General features: G+C 72.7%; 15 protein-coding genes and 1 tRNA gene. 10 read left to right on the top strand and 6 right to left on the bottom strand.

Going from position 1 to position 18969, the window contains the following annotated elements; all coding sequences use genetic code 11:
* Positions 1-118: 118 nt before the first annotated feature.
* Positions 119-206: transfer RNA gene (locus ACFW5B_RS01530), tRNA-Leu, on the bottom strand.
* A gap of 105 nt (positions 207-311) precedes the next feature.
* Between ACFW5B_RS01530 and ACFW5B_RS01535 the strand changes: the two genes are divergently transcribed.
* Entirely contained in the window at positions 312-1646 is a 1335-nt protein-coding gene (locus ACFW5B_RS01535; RefSeq protein WP_386431433.1) for a DUF2254 domain-containing protein, read from the top strand.
* 37 nt (positions 1647-1683) lie between these two features.
* Here ACFW5B_RS01535 and ACFW5B_RS01540 read toward each other — a convergent pair whose 3' ends face one another.
* Both ACFW5B_RS01540 and ACFW5B_RS01545 read right to left on the bottom strand, forming a co-directional pair.
* Complete coding sequence (locus ACFW5B_RS01540) at positions 1684-3279, bottom strand: aldehyde dehydrogenase family protein (RefSeq protein ID WP_386431435.1); 1596 nt, start codon at positions 3277-3279, stop codon at positions 1684-1686.
* 291 nt (positions 3280-3570) lie between these two features.
* The gene (locus ACFW5B_RS01545; protein ID WP_386431438.1) at positions 3571-3957 is read right to left on the bottom strand and encodes a chorismate mutase; all 387 of its coding nucleotides are present in this window, start codon (positions 3955-3957) and stop codon (positions 3571-3573) included.
* Between the two features lie 706 nt (positions 3958-4663).
* Between ACFW5B_RS01545 and fdhD the strand changes: the two genes are divergently transcribed.
* Positions 4664-5575 (top strand): formate dehydrogenase accessory sulfurtransferase FdhD, encoded by a 912-nt coding sequence (gene fdhD, locus ACFW5B_RS01550; protein ID WP_386431441.1) that lies wholly within the window; start codon positions 4664-4666, stop codon positions 5573-5575.
* Positions 5576-5609: 34 nt separating this feature from the next.
* Here the strand turns inward: fdhD and ACFW5B_RS01555 are convergent, their stop codons facing one another.
* Positions 5610-6053: a MarR family winged helix-turn-helix transcriptional regulator gene (locus tag ACFW5B_RS01555; RefSeq protein ID WP_386431444.1), complete on the bottom strand. Its 444-nt coding sequence runs from the start codon at positions 6051-6053 to the stop codon at positions 5610-5612.
* 137 nt (positions 6054-6190) lie between these two features.
* Here ACFW5B_RS01555 and ACFW5B_RS01560 point away from each other — a divergent pair, with 137 nt between their 5' ends.
* Together ACFW5B_RS01560 and ACFW5B_RS01565 are read left to right on the top strand one after the other, a co-directional pair.
* A complete protein-coding gene (locus tag ACFW5B_RS01560) occupies positions 6191-7132 on the top strand; it encodes a zinc-binding alcohol dehydrogenase family protein (RefSeq protein WP_386431447.1) in 942 nt (313 codons plus the stop codon).
* Between the two features lie 271 nt (positions 7133-7403).
* Complete coding sequence (locus ACFW5B_RS01565; protein WP_386431450.1) at positions 7404-9398, top strand: exo-alpha-sialidase; 1995 nt, start codon at positions 7404-7406, stop codon at positions 9396-9398.
* Positions 9399-9577: 179 nt separating this feature from the next.
* Here the strand turns inward: ACFW5B_RS01565 and ACFW5B_RS01570 are convergent, their stop codons facing one another.
* The gene (locus ACFW5B_RS01570; protein WP_386431453.1) at positions 9578-10648 is read right to left on the bottom strand and encodes a bile acid:sodium symporter family protein; all 1071 of its coding nucleotides are present in this window, start codon (positions 10646-10648) and stop codon (positions 9578-9580) included.
* 196 nt (positions 10649-10844) lie between these two features.
* Between ACFW5B_RS01570 and ACFW5B_RS01575 the strand changes: the two genes are divergently transcribed.
* The 5 genes from ACFW5B_RS01575 to ACFW5B_RS01595 all read left to right on the top strand — a co-directional run bounded on the left by ACFW5B_RS01575 (position 10845) and on the right by ACFW5B_RS01595 (position 16813).
* Entirely contained in the window at positions 10845-11708 is an 864-nt protein-coding gene (locus tag ACFW5B_RS01575) for a LysR substrate-binding domain-containing protein (RefSeq protein WP_386431456.1), read from the top strand.
* Positions 11709-11961: 253 nt separating this feature from the next.
* Positions 11962-13788 carry an AMP-dependent synthetase/ligase gene (locus ACFW5B_RS01580; RefSeq protein ID WP_386431459.1) on the top strand — a complete coding sequence of 609 codons (1827 nt, stop codon included), beginning with the start codon at positions 11962-11964 and terminating at the stop codon, positions 13786-13788.
* A gap of 106 nt (positions 13789-13894) precedes the next feature.
* The gene (locus ACFW5B_RS01585) at positions 13895-14947 is read left to right on the top strand and encodes a hypothetical protein (protein WP_386431462.1); all 1053 of its coding nucleotides are present in this window, start codon (positions 13895-13897) and stop codon (positions 14945-14947) included.
* A gap of 41 nt (positions 14948-14988) precedes the next feature.
* Positions 14989-15822, top strand: a complete 834-nt coding sequence (locus ACFW5B_RS01590) for an aldo/keto reductase (protein WP_386431464.1) — start codon at positions 14989-14991, stop codon at positions 15820-15822.
* A gap of 199 nt (positions 15823-16021) precedes the next feature.
* Positions 16022-16813, top strand: coding sequence for a VOC family protein (locus ACFW5B_RS01595; protein ID WP_386431467.1), 792 nt, complete (start codon positions 16022-16024; stop codon positions 16811-16813).
* A gap of 53 nt (positions 16814-16866) precedes the next feature.
* On the opposite strand, the gene ACFW5B_RS01600 is transcribed toward ACFW5B_RS01595, so the two are convergent.
* Entirely contained in the window at positions 16867-17766 is a 900-nt protein-coding gene (locus ACFW5B_RS01600; RefSeq protein WP_386431470.1) for a class I SAM-dependent methyltransferase, read from the bottom strand.
* 102 nt (positions 17767-17868) lie between these two features.
* On the opposite strand from ACFW5B_RS01600, the gene ACFW5B_RS01605 reads away from it, so the two are divergent.
* Positions 17869-18963 (top strand): DUF1266 domain-containing protein, encoded by a 1095-nt coding sequence (locus ACFW5B_RS01605; RefSeq protein WP_386431472.1) that lies wholly within the window; start codon positions 17869-17871, stop codon positions 18961-18963.
* Positions 18964-18969 lie beyond the last annotated feature (6 nt).

Raw genomic sequence — 18969 nt, forward strand, 5'->3', positions numbered from 1 at the left:
GCCCCGTAGGCCGGTCTTCAGGATACTCCCAAACAAAGGGAATGGAACAGGCAAATTGGACTTCTCTTGCCCCGCTGCTCCGGAAAAGCAGGAAACCCCTGCTGAGCAGGGGTTTCGCTGGTGTCCGAGGGGGGACTTGAACCCCCACGCCCGATAAAGGGCACTAGCACCTCAAGCTAGCGCGTCTGCCATTCCGCCACCCGGACTAGGTGTGATCTTCACGGGGCGTTCCCCGCGGCGACATGGACAACAATACCAAGGTTTCGGAGTGCCCTTCACCTGCGTATCCGCCACCCACATAACCTCGATTTATGGGCAATGAGGGACATGTCGAGCATCTCGCCGGTCCACGCAGGCCACGTGCGCTGTCTCCGCTGCGGGAGCATCTGCGGGACACCTTCTGGTTCGCGCCGACGGTGGGGCTGGTGTGTGCGGTGCTGCTGTGGTGGGGGGCGTCGACGCTCGATCTGCGGATCGTCGCGCTGCTGCAGCGGGAGAAGGCCTATCCGGCGCTCCGGGAGCTGATGTCGATCGCCGAGGACACCAAGACGATCGTGACCACGATCAGCTCGGCGATGATGACCTTCATCGGTGTGGTGTTCAGCATTTCGCTGGTCGCGGTGCAGATGGCCAGCGGTCAGCTCACCCCGCGGGTGGTGCGGATCTTCATCCGGAGCCGGATCAGCAAGATCACGCTCACGGTCTTCCTCGCGACCTTTCTGTTCTCGCTGCTGGTGCTCACCTCGTACGAGAGCGAGACCGAGGTCCGGCAGGTCACCTCGGTGCCCGTGGTGCAGAACCTGCTGACGATGGTGCTGGTGGTGCTGAGCCTGCTGCTGTTCATCGCGTATGTGTCGGCCACGCTGCGGCTGATGCAGGTGGGGCCGGTGGTCGACCGGATCACCCGGGAGACGCTGCGGATGCTGGCGCGGCAGGGCACGGGCGGGGAGGACGCGGCGGACGGGGGCTCCCTGGCGCCGGAGACGGAACGGGTGGCGCACACCGGGCGGGCCGGGGTCGTGCTGGATGCGCATGTGGCGCGGCTGGTGCGGGTGGCGCGGCGGCAGGGGGTCGTACTACGGCTGCTGCCGCGGATCGGGGACTTCGTGCTGCCGGGGACGCCGGTACTCGCGGTGCACGGCGGGACGGCGCCGCCGCGGTGGGCACTGCGGCGGACGGTGTCGGTGGGCGTGGAGCGCACCTTTCACCAGGACCTCGGCCTCGGGCTGCGGCAGTTGTCGGACATCGCGCTGCGTGCGCTGTCGCCCGCGGTGAACGATCCGACCACGGCCGTGCAGTGCCTGGACCGGATCGTGCAGATCCTCGCGGCGGTGGCGGGACGGCCGCTCGGGGCGGTGCGCCACCGGGACCGCCGCGGCGCGGTACGGCTGGTGCAGAACGTGCCGGGCTGGACCGATCTGGTGGATCTGGGGCTGACCGAGATCCGGGTGGCGGCCGTGCACAGTCCGCAGGTCACCCGGCGGATGCTGGCCGCGATCGACGATCTGCTGCTGCTCGCGCCGGAGCCCCGGCGAGAGCCGCTGGTGCGGCACCGCACGCTCCTGGTGCAGGCGATGGAGCGTGCGGTGCCGGCGGCCCCGGACCGGCGGTTCGCGTCGTCCCCCGACCGGCAGGGGATCGGCTAGACGGCGGAGGAGCGCGACGGGCGCCGCCGGCTCCCGGCTACGGCATCAGGTGGTAGTCGGGGAAGTTGCCCGGCAGGCGTTCGGAAGCCGGGCCTTCGGTGACCGCGCGGACGAGGAGTTCACCGCCGACGAAGGCACCGCTCCAGGAGTTGCCGAAGCCACCGAAGAGTTCGTCGCGGTCGCCCCGCGAACGGGGCTTGCCGTGGCCGACCTTGAAGGCGCGGATCTGCGGTGCGAGGCGGTCGTAGGTGTCCTGGTCGTCGCAGGAGAGGCTGGCGACCAGGGCGCCGTTGCTGGCGTTCATGGCGGCCAGGAGCTCCGCCTCGGTGTCGACGAGGACAAGGGTGTCGACGGGGCCGAACGGCTCGGCGTGGTGCAGCGGGGAGGACGGCGGCGGGGCCAGGAGCGTGGTCGGCGGGAGGTAGGCCGAGGTGTCCTGGCCGGGGAGGAAGTGGCCGTCGGCCAGGCTGCCGCGGTGCAGCGGGACCGCGCCCCGGGAGATCGCCTCGCTCGTGAGGTCTGCGAGCTCCTTGGCCTTGGCCGCGTTGATCACCGGGCCGAAGTCGAGTTCGGGGAGCGGATCGGCGGGGTCGGCGACGGCCAGCGGGTGACCGAAACGGACGCTGCGGACGGCCGGAAGGTAGGCGGCGAGGAAGTCGGCGAAGGCCTCGCGCTGGACGACGAAGCGGGGGTAGGCGGTGCAGCGCTGCTTGGCGTAATCGAAGGTCTTGCGGAGCAGCGGGGTCAGGGTCGGCCAGTCGGTGAAGTTCCAGATGCCCCAGGTGTTGAGGCCCTCTTGTTCGAGGATGTGGCGTTTACCGAGGTCGGCGACGGCGGTGGCGACCCGGGCACCGGTGTCCCGGCCGCCGACGAACGAGACACAGCCGATCTCCGGTGAGCGGACGAGCGAGGGCGAGAGTTCCTTGCCGCTGCCGCTGACGAGGGTGACCGGGACGCCCTCCCGGGCGGCCAGGGCACAGGCGACGGTGAGACAGACCAGACCGCCGTCGGTGGGGGTCTTGGCGATCACCGCGTTGCCGGCCAGCGCCTGGACGAGCATCGCGTGGATCAGGACCGACATCGGGTAGTTCCAGCTGGCGATGTTGCTGACCGGACCGGCCAGCGGTGCGCGGCCGGCCAGCATCGGGTCGATCTCGGAGACGTACCAGCGGACCCCGTCGATCGCCCGGTCGACGTCCGCCTGCGCCAGCTTCCAGGGCTTGCCGATCTCCCAGACGAGGAGGAGGGCGAGCAGCTCGCGGTGTTCGGTCAGCGCGTCGAGGGTGGCGGAGATCCGGGCGGTGCGTTCGGCCAACGGGACCTGGCGCCAGTCCCGGTGCTGGTCGAGCGAGGCGCGTACGGCATGCAGTGCGGCGTCCGCGTCGAGCCGGGGCGGGCCGGCGATGGGGCTGCCGTCGACGGGGCTGGTGGCGGGCAGCGGGTGACCGTCCGGGCGCCAGGCGCCGCCCCAGAGGTTGAGGGCCTGGTCGTCGCGGAACGCCTCGGGGGTCGCGGCCAGGCTGCGCTGCCAGGCCTCCTGCCAGGACGTACCGGGCTTCAGCAGGAGCGTCGGGGCAGGCCCGGGACGTTCGCTCCGCCCCGGATCGGCGGGGGATATGGGGGAGGTGGCCATCATGTGTCTCCGCTCTCGGTGCACGGCCGGAGGGGCAGGGTGGTGGCGCTCGACCGGTCCCCGGAGGAACCGTGTTACTGGACGGTAGTGGGCGCGGCGACACTGCGGGACGGTCCGGCGTCAGCTATGGCGAGTGTCACTCGGGGCGCGCGACGGAGCCACCCGGGTGAGGCGACCGTGGGGTAGGGCGGTCAAGGAGGGGGTGCGCCACATTTCGTGCGGGGGCGAGGGCGCCGCGCGGGCGGTGCCGCGCCGCGGACCGTACCCCGCCGCCCGTCGTGCGTACGGGGCTCAGCCCGCAGTGGGCCCGGCCGAAGGTGCGGCTTCCGCCGTGGCCTCGTGCGTACGGTCGGCGATCGCCCGGTGGTGGCGGACGACCTCGCCGATGATGAAGTTGAGGAACTTCTCGGCGAAGGACGGGTCCAGTTTGGCGTCCTCGGCGAGCCGGCGCAGCCGCTCGATCTGTGCGGCCTCCCGGGCCGGGTCGGCGGGCGGCAGACTGTGCCGGGCCTTCAGCTCGCCGACCTGCTGGGTGCACTTGAAGCGCTCGGCGAGCAGATGCACCAGGGCGGCGTCGAGGTTGTCGATGCTGCCGCGCAGGTAGAGCAGCCGCTCACGGGCCGCCTCATCGGCGACGGAGGCCGCCTCGTCGGCCGCCGGTGCTGTCCCTTCGCTCATGTACGTCTCGCCATTCCTGGTCGGTCGGGTGCTGGTGCGGTCTCGCGCCTCGGGTACGTGATGCGTGATCGCTGCAGATTACCCGGACAGAGGCCGAGGACCTGGGCTGGTCTCGCGGATCGGAACGGGGTGGTCCGGATCAGGCCGGTCGGGGCGCGGCGGGTGGGCGCGGGGCTGATGGCCGGGACCGGACCGGTTCCGGGGAAGCGGGCGGACACGGCCCGCGGAAGGGGGGCGAGGCCGGGCGGAAAAGAGGGCCGGAACAATCAACAGGACCGAGGCTCCGAGGAGTTCGCCCCTGGTGTCGGCGGCCGAGGCCGTGCTGCCGACGGGCGCGACTCCCCACGGGCCTGCCGCCAGGGCGGGCGGGGACATCGGTAAGCCCGGTGGCGGGATCCCCCACAGATCCCGTCACCGGGCCGTACCTTGCGGGCCGCGGCGGTTGGCCGGCCCCGGATGATCCGGAGGCCTGACCCGGCCCCGGCTCAAGCACCTACCCACACCTCTGCCCGCCCATCCCTCTGTCTTCCTTCCATTTCTCACCCGTTCGGGCGGGGCCGGCCGGTGCAGGAGAATGAGAACGTCAAGGTCACCTCGCCCCCTCTGGCGGGCCGGTGCCCCACGGCGATCCGCAGGAAGGCCGCTCCGGCCACCGACACACACAGCACCGGACTGCGCCGGCCGGTGCGGACGGGACTGATCAGACATGGGACGGGTCACCGAGCGACGCCGCGTCATCCGTATCCGCGACGGTGCCGTGAGCACCCGCCCGGACACCCTCGTCGCCGAGGAACCGATGGAGATCCGGCTCGGCGGCAAGCCACTGGCGATCACCATGCGCACGCCCGGTGACGACTTCGCACTCGCCGCCGGATTCCTCGTCAGCGAGGGCGTACTCGCGAGCGCCGCGGAACTGGCGAACATCGTCTACTGCGCGGGGGCCACGAGTGGGGGCGCAGCCCGCCCGGGCGAAGCCGAGGAGGGCGAGGAGCGCGGGGAGGGCGCGGGCGGGAGCAACACCTTCAACGTGGTCGACGTCCGGCTCGCGGACGGGGTGCCGGTCCCGGACATCACCCTGGAACGCAATGTCTACACGACCTCGTCGTGCGGGCTGTGCGGCAAGGCCAGTCTGGACGCGGTGCGCACCAGCACCCACTGGCCCCTGGACACCTCCCCCGACACCCCGGTCCGGATCGAACCGGCGGTGCTCAGCTCCCTCCCCGACCAACTGCGGGACGCCCAGCGGGTGTTCGAGCGGACGGGAGGCCTGCATGCCGCGGCGCTGTTCACCACGGACGGCGAGCTGCTCGACATCCGGGAGGACGTGGGGCGGCACAACGCCGTCGACAAGGTCGTCGGGCGGGCGCTGCAGCAGGGGCGGCTGCCGCTGTCGTCCTGTGTGCTGATGGTCTCCGGCCGGGCGTCGTTCGAGCTGGTGCAGAAGGCGGTGATGGCGGGCATTCCCGTGCTGGCCGCGGTCTCGGCGCCGTCCTCGCTCGCGGTCGATCTGGCCGTCGAGACCGGGCTGACGCTGGTCGGGTTTCTGCGCGGCACCGCCATGAACGTGTACGCGGGTGAGCACCGGCTCGCCCTGGACGCGGCGGCCTCGACCGGCTGACGCGGGCACCCGCGCACGGGCCGGCGGCCGCGTGTCAGTCGGCCGGCAGCGCGATCCGGGTCAGCAGGGCGATCAGCTGCTCGCGTTCGGCCGGGGTCAGGGCCGCGGTCAGTTCCGCGTTGGCCTCGTCGCCGAGCCGTTGGGTGCGGCGCAGCCGGCGCCGGCCGTCGGCGGAGATCTCGACGGCGTTCTTGCGCCGGTCCCTGGGGTCGGGGGTGCGGGTCACCAGCCCGTCCTGCTGGAGGTCGTTGACGACCGCGACCATGTCCTTGGGGTCGATGGCCAGCGTCCGGCCCAGCTCCGCCTGCGAGACCGGGCCGAGTTCGGCGACCGCCGAGAGCACGGCGTGATGCATCATCCGGATGCCTTCGGTGGCGAGCGCGTCGGCGACGAGGCGGTGACCGCGGGCGGCGGCGCGGCCCAGCAACCAGCTGGGGAGCGTGCGGATTCGGCTGGGGGCATAGGGGGTGTCGGCCATGGGGCCAGCGTACCGAGAAACCCATTGGGGAAACCAATGAAAACCGTTGGCTACCCCTATGGTTTGTGGCTATCGTTGGGAACCCCAATGAAGCACGGCCGGTGTCCGCCGGCCGATGACACCGGAGGTGCCTGCCCATGCGCCGCATCCGATTCCATTCCTACGGCGGTCCCGAGGTGCTGCGCGTCGAGGAGGCGGCGGCGCCGGTGCCCGGTACGGGCGAACTCCTGGTCCGCACCGCGGCGATCGGGGTCACGCTGCCGTGCGTACGGCGGGTGCGCGGCGACGGCAAGGGCGGTGGCGACCCGCTGCCCGCGACGCCCGGCGGTGAGATCGCCGGGACGGTCGTCGCGCTCGGGCCGGACGTCACCGGCTTCGCCGTCGGCGACCGTGTCACCTCGCTCACCCTCACCGGCTCCTATACCGAACTCGCCCTCGCGCCCGCCTTTCTGGCGAGCCGGATACCGGACCGGGCGAGCGCGGTGGAGGCGGTGGCGCTGGTGCGCAGCGGGCATGTCGCGCTGGCCGCGCTCAGCACCGCCGCGCCGCGGGGTGCCGAGTCCGTGCTGATCACCGGCGCGGCCGGCGGCGCCGGGCATCTCGCCGTCCAACTGGCCAAGCTCCAGGGGGTGCCACGGGTGGTGGCCGCGGTCAGCTCGGCGGCCAAGGCGGAGTTCCTGCTCGGGCTGGGGGCCGATGAGGTGGTGACCTATGGCCAGGAGTCCTGGGGCGCGCCGGCCGATGTCGTCCTGGACGGCGTCGGCGGCGACCTGCTGCCGCGCGCACTGGCCGCGCTGGCCCCCGGCGGCCGGCTGGTCTTCTTCAACTCCGGTGGTGGCACGGTCCCGGCGTATGAGCTGCTGGCGGGCGCGAAGACCATCACCGGACTGACGATGCGCCACTTCTCCACCGTCCACCGGGAGCTGTACGAGGAGCACCGGGCGCAGCTGTGGGAGCTGGCCGGGTCCGGCCGGCTGCGGGCTGCCGTCCATGCCGAACTGCCGCTGGACGAGGCCGCGAAGGCGCACGAGATCATCGAGGCCAGGGCCAACCTCGGCAAGGTGGTGCTGCGGCCGTGACGCGGCGGGCGGCGGTGCACCCGGCGGGGCGGCGGCACATCCGGTGCACCCGGCACAGGCGGCACTCCCGGCCCCCGCTGCGCAGCCGGCGCGTACGGCGCACCCGGCGCTGTGCCTGCGGGCCGGGCGAGTGAATTCCGGCTGTGGCACGGAGAACCGACGCACGCTCCTTGTCGCGGTCCGCACGCGGCAGTAGCTTCCGTCGCGATGCACATAGGACGTGGGATGTCCTGATGACCCGACGCCGATGCCTCGAAGGGCAGGCCGGACCATGACGTCAGCTCTCCGCGCACACCCCAGCCCCCGCAGCAGACCCCGGCGCCGCCACGCCGCGGCCCTGTTCGCCGCACTGACCGCCACCGCCCTCGCCCTCCTGCCGGCCACCCCGGTCCAGGCCGCACCGGACGGTGCGCCGGGCTCCCGCACCGCCCCGGCCGACGGGTTCGATCAGCAGGTCCTCTTCAAGGCGTCCCAGGAGCAGGGCTACCACTGCTTCCGTATACCGGCCGTCGTACGGTCCACGCACGGCACCCTGCTCGCGTTCGCCGAGGGGCGGCGGCACGACTGCGGTGACGCGGGCGATATCGACCTCGTCCTCAAGCGCTCCACCGACGGCGGCCGGACCTGGGGGGCGCTCCAGGTCATCAATCACGGCAACGGCGACACCCATGGCAACCCGGCGCCCCTCGTGGACCGCCGCACCGGCCGGATCGTGCTCGCCGAGACCTACAACAAGGGCCGCGCCGACGGCCTCAGCTGCGACGTGCCCTGCGATCGCACCCCGCACCTCCAGTACAGCGACGACGACGGCGCGACCTGGTCGGCGCCCAGGGACCTGACCGCCGCCATCCGTCCTCCGCAGTGGAATTCCTGGTACGCCACCGGTCCCGTGCACGGCATCCAGCTCACCCGCGGACGGCACGCGGGCCGGCTCCTGTTCAGCATGAACGCCGAGAGCTACGCGGACCACCGGGTCACCGCCAACCACGCCGCCCTGATCCACAGCGACGACGGCGGCGGCACCTGGAAGGTCGGCGCGCTGGACAGCTGGCCCGTCGCGGCGGGCTCCGCTTCCGAGGGTCCGTCGAAGAGCGGAGGCGGAACGGAGTGGAGCGGGACGTTCCGTCAGAAGCCCTCGGAGATGACCCTCCTGGAACGCTCCGACGGCACGGTCTACGTCAACGGCCGCGAACAGGACGGCACCGACCTGGGCCACCGCACCGCGGCGGTCAGCCGCGACGGCGGCGACTCCTTCACCGCGCCGTTCCGCGCCCTCCCCGACCTCTACACCCCGATGGTGCAGGGCTCGGCCCTGCGGCTGCCGCGCACCGGCCGCACCCTGTTCGCCGCGCCCGCCGACCCCGACCGGCGCCGGACCATGACCATCCGCTCCTCGTACGACGAGGGCCGCACCTGGGAAGGCGTCGACCGCGGCGCCCGGGTCACCACCGACTGGTCCGGCTACTCCGACCTGGTCGCGGTCTCCGGTGAGGTCACCGGCCTGATGTACGAGGGCGGCGCGGTCGACGCCCGGGACGAGATCCGCTTCGCCCGCTTCACCGAGGACTGGCTCGGCCCGCGGCGCGCCCCGGACCCCACGACCCGCGACACCGCTCCGGGCGCCCGCCCGGCACTCGTCCTCGGCGGCGCCCGCGGCACCGACGGCCGCTTCGGGCAGGCGCTGTCCTTCGACGGCACCGATGATGCGGTACGCCTCCCGTTCCGCCGCTCCCTCCCCCTGGGCGCCGCCGAGTTCACCTGCAGCCTGTGGTTCCGCTATGACGCCGCCACCGGCGAACAGCCGCTGCTGTGGATGGGCGGGGTGGGCACCCGGTCCCCGCAGATCTCGGTCGCGGGCGACCCCGCCCATCACCGGATCGTCGCCCGCCGCACCGCCGTCGACGGCGCCCAGCCGGCCGCCACCGCCCAGGCGGTGACCAACGGCGCCTACAACGACGGCAGTTGGCATCATCTGGCGCTTCGCCGTAGTGACGGCCGGCTGCTGCTCACCGTAGACGGGGGCGAGGCGACCGTGGCCCCCGATGTCGCGGGGTCGGCCAGCCGCGGCTCCACCTTCGGCGTGCACCTCGGCCAGAAGCCGGACAGCCGCGCCCAGTTCACCGGCGCGCTGGACGAGGTACGCGTCTACCGGCGGGCGCTGACCGACGCCGAACTCTCCCGGGTCCGCACCGACAACGCCCCGGTGAACGGCCCGCTGGTGCTGAGGCTCCCGCTGGACCGGGTGCGTGGGGGCGCGCGGCGCTGACCGGTGCGCGGCGGACGGCGCCCTCGGCCTGCCCGGAAGCGTCACCGGGCCGGGCGGGCCGGGCGCGCTTCCGCGCGGGCCGGAAGCGGCCGCAGACTCCCCCGGCCCCGGCCCGCCCGGCGTGCAGGCTCCCGCGGCCCCTCCGAACGGGACGTCTGCGCCCTCCGAGCGGGACGCCGCTAACGCCGCGGCCCGCTCGCCATCGCCTCCGCCGAGCCCTCCTTCAGCCCCGCGCTTCCCGCCGCGGCTCCCGCGACCGCCGGTGCCGGCGCCGGTGCCCCGGAGGCCGCGAAGCGCTTGGCGAGGACCGCGCACACCATCAACTGCATCTGGTGGAACACCATCAGCGGCAGCGCCGCCGGCCCGGCCTGTGCACCGAAGAGGACGGTGGCCATCGGCAGGCCGGACGCCAGGCTCTTCTTGGAACCGGCGAAGGTGATTGCGATCCGGTCCGCCCGGTGGAAGCCCAGCTTCTTCGCGCCGTACCAGGTGGCCGCGAGCATCACCGTGAGCAGCACGGCCTCCACCCCCAGCAGGCACAGCAGCCGCGCCGCGGAGACCTGGTGCCAGATGCCCTGGACCATTCCGGCGCTGAAGGCCGCGTAGACAACGAGCAGAATCGAGCCGCGGTCCACGTGGCCGAGGGTTTTCTTGTGCCGGGTGAGCCAGGTCCCGACCCATCGGCGCAGCAACTGCCCGGCGAGGAACGGCAGCAGCAGCCGGCAGACGATCGAGAGCAGCGACCCGGCGGAGAAGCCGCCGCCCTGGTGCAGCACCAGGCCCGCCAGCAGCGGTGTGGCGACGATACCGACGAGGCTGGAGAACGAGCCCGCGCAGATCGCCGCCGCGACATTGCCCCGGGCGATCGAGGTGAAGGCGATCGAGGACTGGACCGTGGAGGGCACCAGGCACAAAAACAGCAGGCCGGTGTAGAGGGTGGGCGGCAGGATCTGCGGGACCAGGACGCCGGCGGCCAGGCCGAGCACCGGGAAGACGACGAAAGTGCAGGCCAGGACGGTGAGATGGAGCCGCCAGTGGCGCAGGCCGGCCATCGCCTCGCGGGTGGAGAGCCGGGCGCCGTAGAGAAAGAAGAGCAGTGCGACGGCTCCGGTGGAGGCGCCCTCGGCGGCGGTGGCGGCCGGTCCGCGGGCGGGCAGCAGCGCGGCCAGGGCGACGGTGCCGACCAGCGCCAGGAGGTAACCGTCAACGGGCAGCCGGGACGGGAGCTGGGTGAGACGGGGGCGGCGCATGGGCTCTCTTCGGGTCGTTCGGCGGCCCGGGGCACGGTGCCGGGACGGGCCCTTCCAGGGTGCCGTGGGCTGCGGCGATCGGGAACCCCTCTTACCGTGGTCACTGTTATTGCAGTGTGCGATGACCCCCAGGCGGCCGCGTCCCGCGGGCCGGGCAGGGTTCCGGCGCAGGGGCACGGCCAAGGACGGAGAGCCCGTGTTCGACCCCGCCCAGTTGCGCACCTTTCTCGCCGTGGCACAGACGCTGAGCTTCACCCAGGCCGCGCACCGGCTCGGGCTGCGGCAGTCGACCGTCAGCCAGCACGTACGGAAGCTGGAGGCAGCCGCCGGGCGTCGGCTGTTCGCCCGGGACACCCATGCCGTGGAGCTGACCGAGGACGGCGAGGCGATGCTCGGCTTCGCCCGCACGATCCTGGAGGCGAACGAGCGGGCCACGAGCTTCTTCGCGGGGACCCGGCTGCGTGGCCGGCTCCGCTTCGGTGCCTCCGAGGACTTCGTGCTGACCCGGATGCCGGAGGTCCTGGAGGAGTTCCGGCGGGAGCACCCCGACGTCGAACTGGAGCTGACCGTCGAGCTGTCGGGGACGCTGCACGAGCTGCTGGCGGCCGGCCGGCTCGATCTCGTACTCGCCAAGCGGCGCCCGCAGGGTCCGGCCGGCCGGCTGGTCCGGCGCGACCGGCTGGTGTGGGTGGGGGCCGAGCGGATGCGCGTCGATCCGCAGCGCCCGGTGCCGCTGGTGGTCTACCCGCCTCCCGCGCTGACCCGGGCCCGTGCGCTGGAGGCGCTGGAGCGCGCGGGGCGGGAGTGGCGCATCGCCTGTACCAGCGGAAGCCTCAACGGACTGATTGCCGCAACCCGGGCAGGCCTGGGCGTAATGGCCCACGCGAAGGGCATGATCCCGCCAAGCCTGGTCGGCATTCAGCCACGTGCCGGACTTCCGGAACTGGGCGGCGTGGATTTCGTTCTTCTGTACGGACAGCGCGAGCGCGCGGCGCGGGGCCCGGCGGAGGCGCTGGCCGACGCGATCCTCGCGGGCGGCGACCGCCTGCAGCGCCCCTGACCGGCGGGCGGGCTCGGGACGGACCGGCCGTTCCGCTGTCACGTGCAGAGATTTGGTGCAGATATGGTCCCGGCACCGTGATCCTCCGGCGTTGAACCAGCCGGTCCCTGTCCCCCCTTCTCCGAAGTCACCCCTTTTCTCCCGATGGCCAGTTCCTGTGCGGCCGCGTTCGCCACGTGGTACGCCCTGCCGGATGCCGGCACGGTGGGGTACGGTCGCGGCCTTGTGAGCAACACCACGAGGAGCTGGGTCATTGCGCGAGTTCACCGTCCCGCCTCTGGCGACCGCGCCCCGGGCCGGCGGCCTGGCGGATGTCGTCTACGAGCACGCCGAATCCGACCCCGACCGCGTCGCCCTGGCGCGTAAGGACGACGCGGGGAACTGGCAGAACGTCACCTCCGGCCAGTTCCGGGACGAGGTCCTCGCGCTGGCCAAGGGCCTGCTCGCACAGGGCGTCCGGTTCGGTGACCGGGTCGGCATCATGTCCCGTACGCGCTACGAGTGGACCCTCTTCGACTTCGCGCTCTGGTCCATCGGCGTCCAGTCCGTACCGCTGTATCCGACGTCGTCGGCGGAGCAGGTCTTCTGGATGCTGCACAACGCGGGCGTCTCGGCCTGTCTGGTCGAGCACGAGGACCATGCGATGACCGTCGGCTCGGTCATCGACCGCCTTCCGCAACTGCGCAAGCTGTGGCAGCTGGACGCCGACCCGGTGGCCGAACTCACCGCGGCCGGTGCGCACATCGAGGACGATGTCGTCCACCGTCACCGGATGGCCGTCACCCCCGACGCCACGGCGACGATCATCTACACCTCCGGCACCACCGGCCGCCCCAAGGGCTGTGTGATCACGCACGCCAACTTCATGGCCGAGTCCGACAACATCGTGCTGCGCTACGAGGCGGTCTTCCACTCCAAACCGGGCGACGAGGCGGCCACGCTGCTGTTCCTGCCGCTGGCGCATGTCTTCGGGCGGATGGTCCAGGTTGCCGCGATCCGGGGGCGGGTCAAGCTGGGCCACCAGCCCGAGCTGGCGGCCCGTGCGCTGCTGCCCGATCTCCAGACCCTCCAGCCCACGTTCATCCTGGCGGTGCCGTACATCTTCGAGAAGGTCTTCGCCGCGGCCCGGCGCCGGGCGGAGGCGGACGGCAAGGTGGGCCCGTTCGACAAGGCCGTCGAGATCGCGGTCCGATATGCCGAGGCCCAGGAGAACAAGGCCTTCGGGACCGGCACCGGGCCCAGCGCGTCACTGCGCATGCAGCATCAGTTCTTCGACAAGGTCGTCTACAGCAAGGTCCGGGCGGCGATGGGCGGCCGGGTGCGGCATGCGATGTCCGGCGGCTCGGCGATGGAGCGCCGACTCGGGCTGTTCTTCGCCGGCGCCGGAGTGCGGATCTTCGAGGGCTACGGCCTGACGGAGAGCACCGCGGCCGCCACCGCCAATCCCCCGGAGCGCACCCGCTTCGGCACCGTCGGCACCCCCGTCCCCGGCACCACCGTGCACATCGCGGAGGACGGCGAGATCTGGCTGTACGGCGGGCAGGTCTTCCGCGGCTACCACAACGACGCCAAGGCGACCGATGCCGTGCTGCACGACGGCTGGTTCTCCACCGGAGACCTCGGCGCGCTGGACGAGGACGGCTATCTGACCATCACCGGCCGCAAGAAGGAGGTGCTGGTCACCTCCGGCGGCAAGACCGTCTCCCCGGTGGGCCTGGAGGAGCGGGTGCGGGCGCATCCGCTGGTCGCCCAGTGCATCGTCGTCGGCAACGACCGGCCGTTCATCGCCGCGCTGGTGACCCTGGACCCGGAGGCGGTCACCCACTGGCTGGCCATGCGCGACAAGCCGGAGATGCCGCCCGGCGACCTGGTGCGCGACCCGGACCTGGAGACCGAGATCCGGCGCGCCGTGGTCGCCGCCAACACGCTGGTCTCCCAGGCCGAGTCGATCCGTACGTTCCGGATACTGGCCAACCAGTTCAGTGAGGAACACGGGCTGCTGACACCGTCGTTGAAGCTCAAGCGCAAGGCGATCGAGGCGGCGTACACGGTCGAGGTGGACGCGCTGTACCAGACCTGACGGGCGGGACCGGGCGCCGGGTGGTGCCGCGGGCTCCCCCGTCCGGCGGAGCGGGATCGTCCGGCGGGCGGACGCCGGCCGTGCCGGGGCCGACGAGGCTGCTGCCATGGAATCCCGCCGCCTCACCACCCTTCTCGGCCGGGTCGCGGTCCTCGCCTGTCTCCCGTACCTCACGCTCAAGCTGCTGTGGGTGCTGGGCTTCGACACCGGCGTCGTCGACACCCACCGCGTCGGCCGCGCCACCTGGATCGCGGCCAATGTCGTCACGTTCCTCCTGGACGCCGTCGCCGCCGTGGTGGCCCACACGCTCACCCGGCCGGCCGGCCTCCGCACTCCGGCCTGGCTGCTGACGTTCCCGTTGTGGATGGCGTCCGGACTGCTCATCCCGCTGCTGACGGGGCTCGCCGGCGGCAGCGTCACCGCACTGGTCACCGGCCTCCCCAACCCGCTCGCGGCGGGCGACTGGCTCGCCCCCTGGGTCTACGGCGTCGTCTACGGCGGCTTCACCGTCGAGGCCGTGACCCTGCTGGGCGCCTTCGCCCTGTACGCGCACCAGCGCTGGGGCGGCCTGCTGCGCCGCCCGCTGCACGCGCTGCCGGACACCGGGACCCGGGCGATGCAGCGGATCTTCCTGCTGCCCGCCGCGGTACTGCTGGCGGCGCTGGGCACGGTCCATGTCCTGTGGGGCGCGGGTTCGCCCCTGGGTACCGCGGCGGCGGACGTGGCCGCCCGTACGGTCATCAGCCGTGCGTCGGAGTGGGCCGCGGGCCTGCTCTCGCTCGTCGGCGCCGCCGGGCTGCTGCTCCTCGTGCTGCCGGGTCCGCTGCCCCGGCTCCGGGTCCGTACGCCGCTGGCCCTGGCCTGGTGCGGCGGTGCCGCGGCGTTCGCCTGCGGGGGCTGTCTGTGGCTCGGGCAGGCGGTCACCGACGGGCTGGTCCGCGGCGCCTCCACGGTGCCCGAGGGGCTGCCGGGGCTGGTCGGTGCCCTGGAGCTGTGCGCCGGACTGGTGGTGCTGTGCGCCGGGTCGTTCGCGCTCTGCGAACTCACCGCCGCGACCCGCTCCGGCCCCGCTGTGGCGGGCGGTCACCGGGCCGCGCGCCCGGCGCGCTCCGCCTCCCGTCCGGCGGTCCGGGAATGCACGACCGCTGATGATCGTTGACATCCGTGAAGACGACAGCTGACGTAAGGACCGATTCTCCCGTGAGCAAGGTTCCGTCCATCACGCTCAATAACGGCGTCGCGATGCCGCGGCTCGGCTTCGGCGTCTGGCAGGTCGACGACGAGCAGGCGACCACCGCCGTCGGCCAGGCTTTGGACGCCGGTTACCGCAGCATCGACACCGCCGCGATTTACGGCAACGAAGCAGGCACCGGCAAGGCGCTCGCCGCCTCCGGCATCGACCGTGACGAGCTCTTCGTCACGACCAAGCTCTGGAATGCCGACCAGGGCCACGACGCGACGCTGCGCGCGTTCGACACCTCCCTCGCCAAGCTCGGCCTGGAGTACGTGGACCTCTATCTGATCCACTGGCCGCTCCCGTCACGGGACACCTACCTCGACACGTACAAGGCCCTGGAGAAGATCCACGCGGACGGCCGCGCCAAGGCCATCGGCGTCTCGAACTTCCTTCCCGAGCACCTGGAGCGGCTGCTGGGCGAGACCTCCGTCGTCCCGGCCGTCAACCAGATCGAGCTGCACCCGCAGTTCCAGCAGGGCGCCGCGCGCGCCTTCCACGCCCGGCACAATATCGTCACCGAGGCCTGGTCGCCGCTCGGCCAGGGCAAGGGCCTCCTGGCGGACCCGACGATCGCACAGCTCGCCGCCAAGCACGGCAGGACGCCCGCCCAGGTCGTGCTGCGCTGGCACCTCCAGCTCGGCAATGTCGTCATCCCGAAGTCCGTCACCCCCTCGCGCATCGCCGAGAACATCGACGTCTTCGACTTCGAGCTGGATGACACGGACCTCACCGCGCTCGCCGGCCTGGAGACCGGCAGCCGCCTCGGCCCGGACCCGGCCGCCTTCGACGTGGTCTGATCCGCGGCCCGTTCCGGCGCCGCCCGGCCCGTCCGGGCGGCGCCGCGGTACGCCGAGTGGCGGGCTCGGCGGACCGCGGTGAGGGTGGAGGGTGAGTGTGGGGTGGTCCCCGAGGCGTGCCGACCGGGGCCGGTACCCCTCCGCGTTCCGCCCCTCCCCCGCCCGAAGGCCCGGGAGGTGCCCCATCGAGGAGGCCTTGATGCCCGAAGTCACAGCTCCCTACCAGCCCGGGACGCCCTGCTGGATCGACCTCGCGGCCCCGGACCAGCAAGCGGCCATCGACTTCTACTCCCAGGTCTTCGGGTGGACCGGTGAGATCGGGCCCCCGGACACCGGTGGCTATGCGGTGTGTGAGCTCAACGGCAAGCCGGTGGCCGGCATCATGGCCGCGGTCCCGATGGGCGGCCAGCCCGCGCCGCCGACCGTGTGGACCACGTATCTCGCGGCCGCCGACGCCGACGCCACCGCCCAGGCGGTGCGGGGAGCCGAGGGCACGGTCCTGCTGCCCGTCATGGACGTGATGACGCTCGGCCGGATGTGTATCGCGGCCGACCCCACCGGCGCGGTGTTCGGCATCTGGCAGCCCGGGGACTTCCCCGGCGCCGGGATCGTCAACGAACACGGCGCGCTGATCTGGAACGAGCTCAACACCACCGACCCGTCCGCCGCCGCGGCCTTCTACAAGGCGGCGCTGGGCATCGAGAGCGCGCCTATGGAAGGCGCCGACAACTACTACTCCCTCCAGGTGAAGGACCGTCCGGTGGGCGGTATGCAGCCGATGTCGGAGCAGATGCCGGCCGACACCCCCTCGCACTGGCTCGCGTACTTCTCGGTGGCGGACACCGATGCGACGGTCGCCAAGGTGACGGCGGCGGGCGGCGCCGCGCTGCAGCAGCCGTTCGACATGATCGCCGGCCGGATGGCCGTGGTGACGGACCCGCAGGGCGCGACCTTCGCCGTCATCAACCCCAAGCCGATGGACCAGGGCTGACCCGGTAACAGCGGAGCGGACGGCCCACGGGCCCGGCGGGGCCGGCCCGTGGGCTACTGCGCCCGTGCGGTGTGGACGGTCCGCGCCGCGAGGAAGAAGGCGTCCGGGCGGCGGGTGATACCGGCGGCGTCCTCGGGGTCGATGAGGCGGGCGAGGGTGGTCCGGTCGTCCTCGTCGAAGCGGTCGCCGTACATCTCGCTCACCCGGGCCAGCGTGGCCACCACATAGGCACGGGCCTCGGCGCCCAGCGGCGCCGGCAGATCCAGCAGGAAACTGCGGGTGCACGGGGTGCGCAGCCCGGCGTCGGCGAGGAAGGCCGGCCAGTCCTCGGTCTCGTCGGCGGCGTCGGGCAGCGCCGCACGCATCTCGCTGAACCACTCCTCCCCGGCCGCGTCGAGCCGGGACTGCAGCCCCGGGCGGCCGATGCCGATGTCGCGCGGCAGGAAGCGCGGTGCGAGGCCGCCCTCGGCGACGGCGAGCAGTCCGCCGGGCCGCAGATGACCGGCGAGGGCGGCGACCGCGGCACGCTGGTCGCCGACGTGGTGCAGCGCCTTGCTCGACCAGATCAGGTCGGCACCGCCGAGGGCGTCGAGTCCCTCCGGGACCTCGGCGAGGTGGGTGTGGACCCGGTCGCCGAGCCCGAGGCGGGCGGCCCGGCCGCGCGCCCGCTCCAGGAGTGCTTCGGTCGCATCCACCGCGACCACCTCGGCGTACGGGAAGGTACGGGCCAGCAGACAGCTGACGACGCCGGGTCCGCTGCCGATGTCCAGCACCCTGCGCACGTCGCCGGTGCCGGGCCCGGCCGCCTCCCGCAGCCAGGCGGCGGCCTGTTCGTGGAGCGGCGCGTACAGCTCGGCGCCCCGTTCGAGGAGCGGGCCGAGCACCTCCCAGTCGGGGTGGGCGCCGTCGTGCGGAGGGTGGTGCCCGGGGGCGGGCCGGTCGTGGTCGCTCATACCGTCGAGCCTCCGTGACGGGTCGTGAGGGGGCAACTGTCGGGTACGGTCCGGCGGCCCCACGTTCCCGTCCGAGCGGGGATGCTCGTAGGGTCTTGGCCTGTGGCTACTCCGGGATGGATACCGCCGACGGATACCGAGCGGCGGCTGTGCGAAGCAACGGCGCGTGGGGACTGGGACGGTCAGGTCGCGGCAATCGCCGGTGAGGATCTGTATCTGGCGGTTCCGCAGCCTGGGCAGGACCCGCTGCCTGTCTATGACGACCCGGCGGCGGGCGGTAAATGCATTCCCGTCCTGACCCGCGGCATGCTGCCGCCGTGGCAGGCGCAGCAGTACTTCGACCGGGTCTCGGTCGAGGAACTGGCGGAGGACTGGCCGAACGACCGATGGCTGCTGGCGGTGAACCCCGGGACGCCGAGCGCCACGTATCTGGCCGCTTCGCCCGCCCACCGCGCCGGCTGGCTGCGGCACCGCGCCCAGGGCGGAGTACGCCCCGGCGGGCTGCTCGTCACCCACTACGGCGGTCCGCTGCACGGCCCCGCCGCGCAGGGGCTGGCCTGTGGGGCGCCGATCGCGGTGCACCACAGCGTGCCGTGGAACGAACTCGGTACGGCCTTCCTCGACCACGCCACCGACACCCGGACCCTGCGCGACCAGTGGTCGGTGACCGACCCGGCGAGCTGGCAGCAGCGGCTGGACCAGCTGCTCGGCGGGCAGTTCGTACCGGCGGAGACCGAGTCGGCGCTGCGCGCACGGGCCCGTGCCCGGGATACCGCGGCCGCCGAGGACGCGGACGGCACGGAGCCGGGAACCGCGGGCCCCGGGGACGCCGCCGCCGTCCCCGAACTGGTCACCCGCTACGAGGAGCGGTTCCGCGCCGACGGGCTGCTGCCGGACGGCGGCCGGGTGGTGTCCCTGGTCGCGCTGGACCTTGCGCATGCCGTCAGCCTGGTCCGCTGGGGCCTGGGCGCCCGGCTGTGCGCACCGCACCAGGCCGAGCAGGCCGTCCAGCAGGCCGCCACGCGGGCCCGGGAGGCGTACGCATCGTGGGAGGAGTACGCCGCGGGCTACGCCCTGGGCCGGATGCTGGCGTTCGACAACGGCTGGTTCGGGCCGCAGTACGCGGAGGCGGTGCATCTCCACCGCGTCCTCACCCAGGACCCGGCCTCACCGTGGCGCGGGCTGCCCTTCGCCTGACGGCGG

Source organism: Streptomyces sp. NPDC058773 (assembly GCF_042746015.1).
GTDB lineage: Bacteria > Actinomycetota > Actinomycetes > Streptomycetales > Streptomycetaceae > Streptomyces.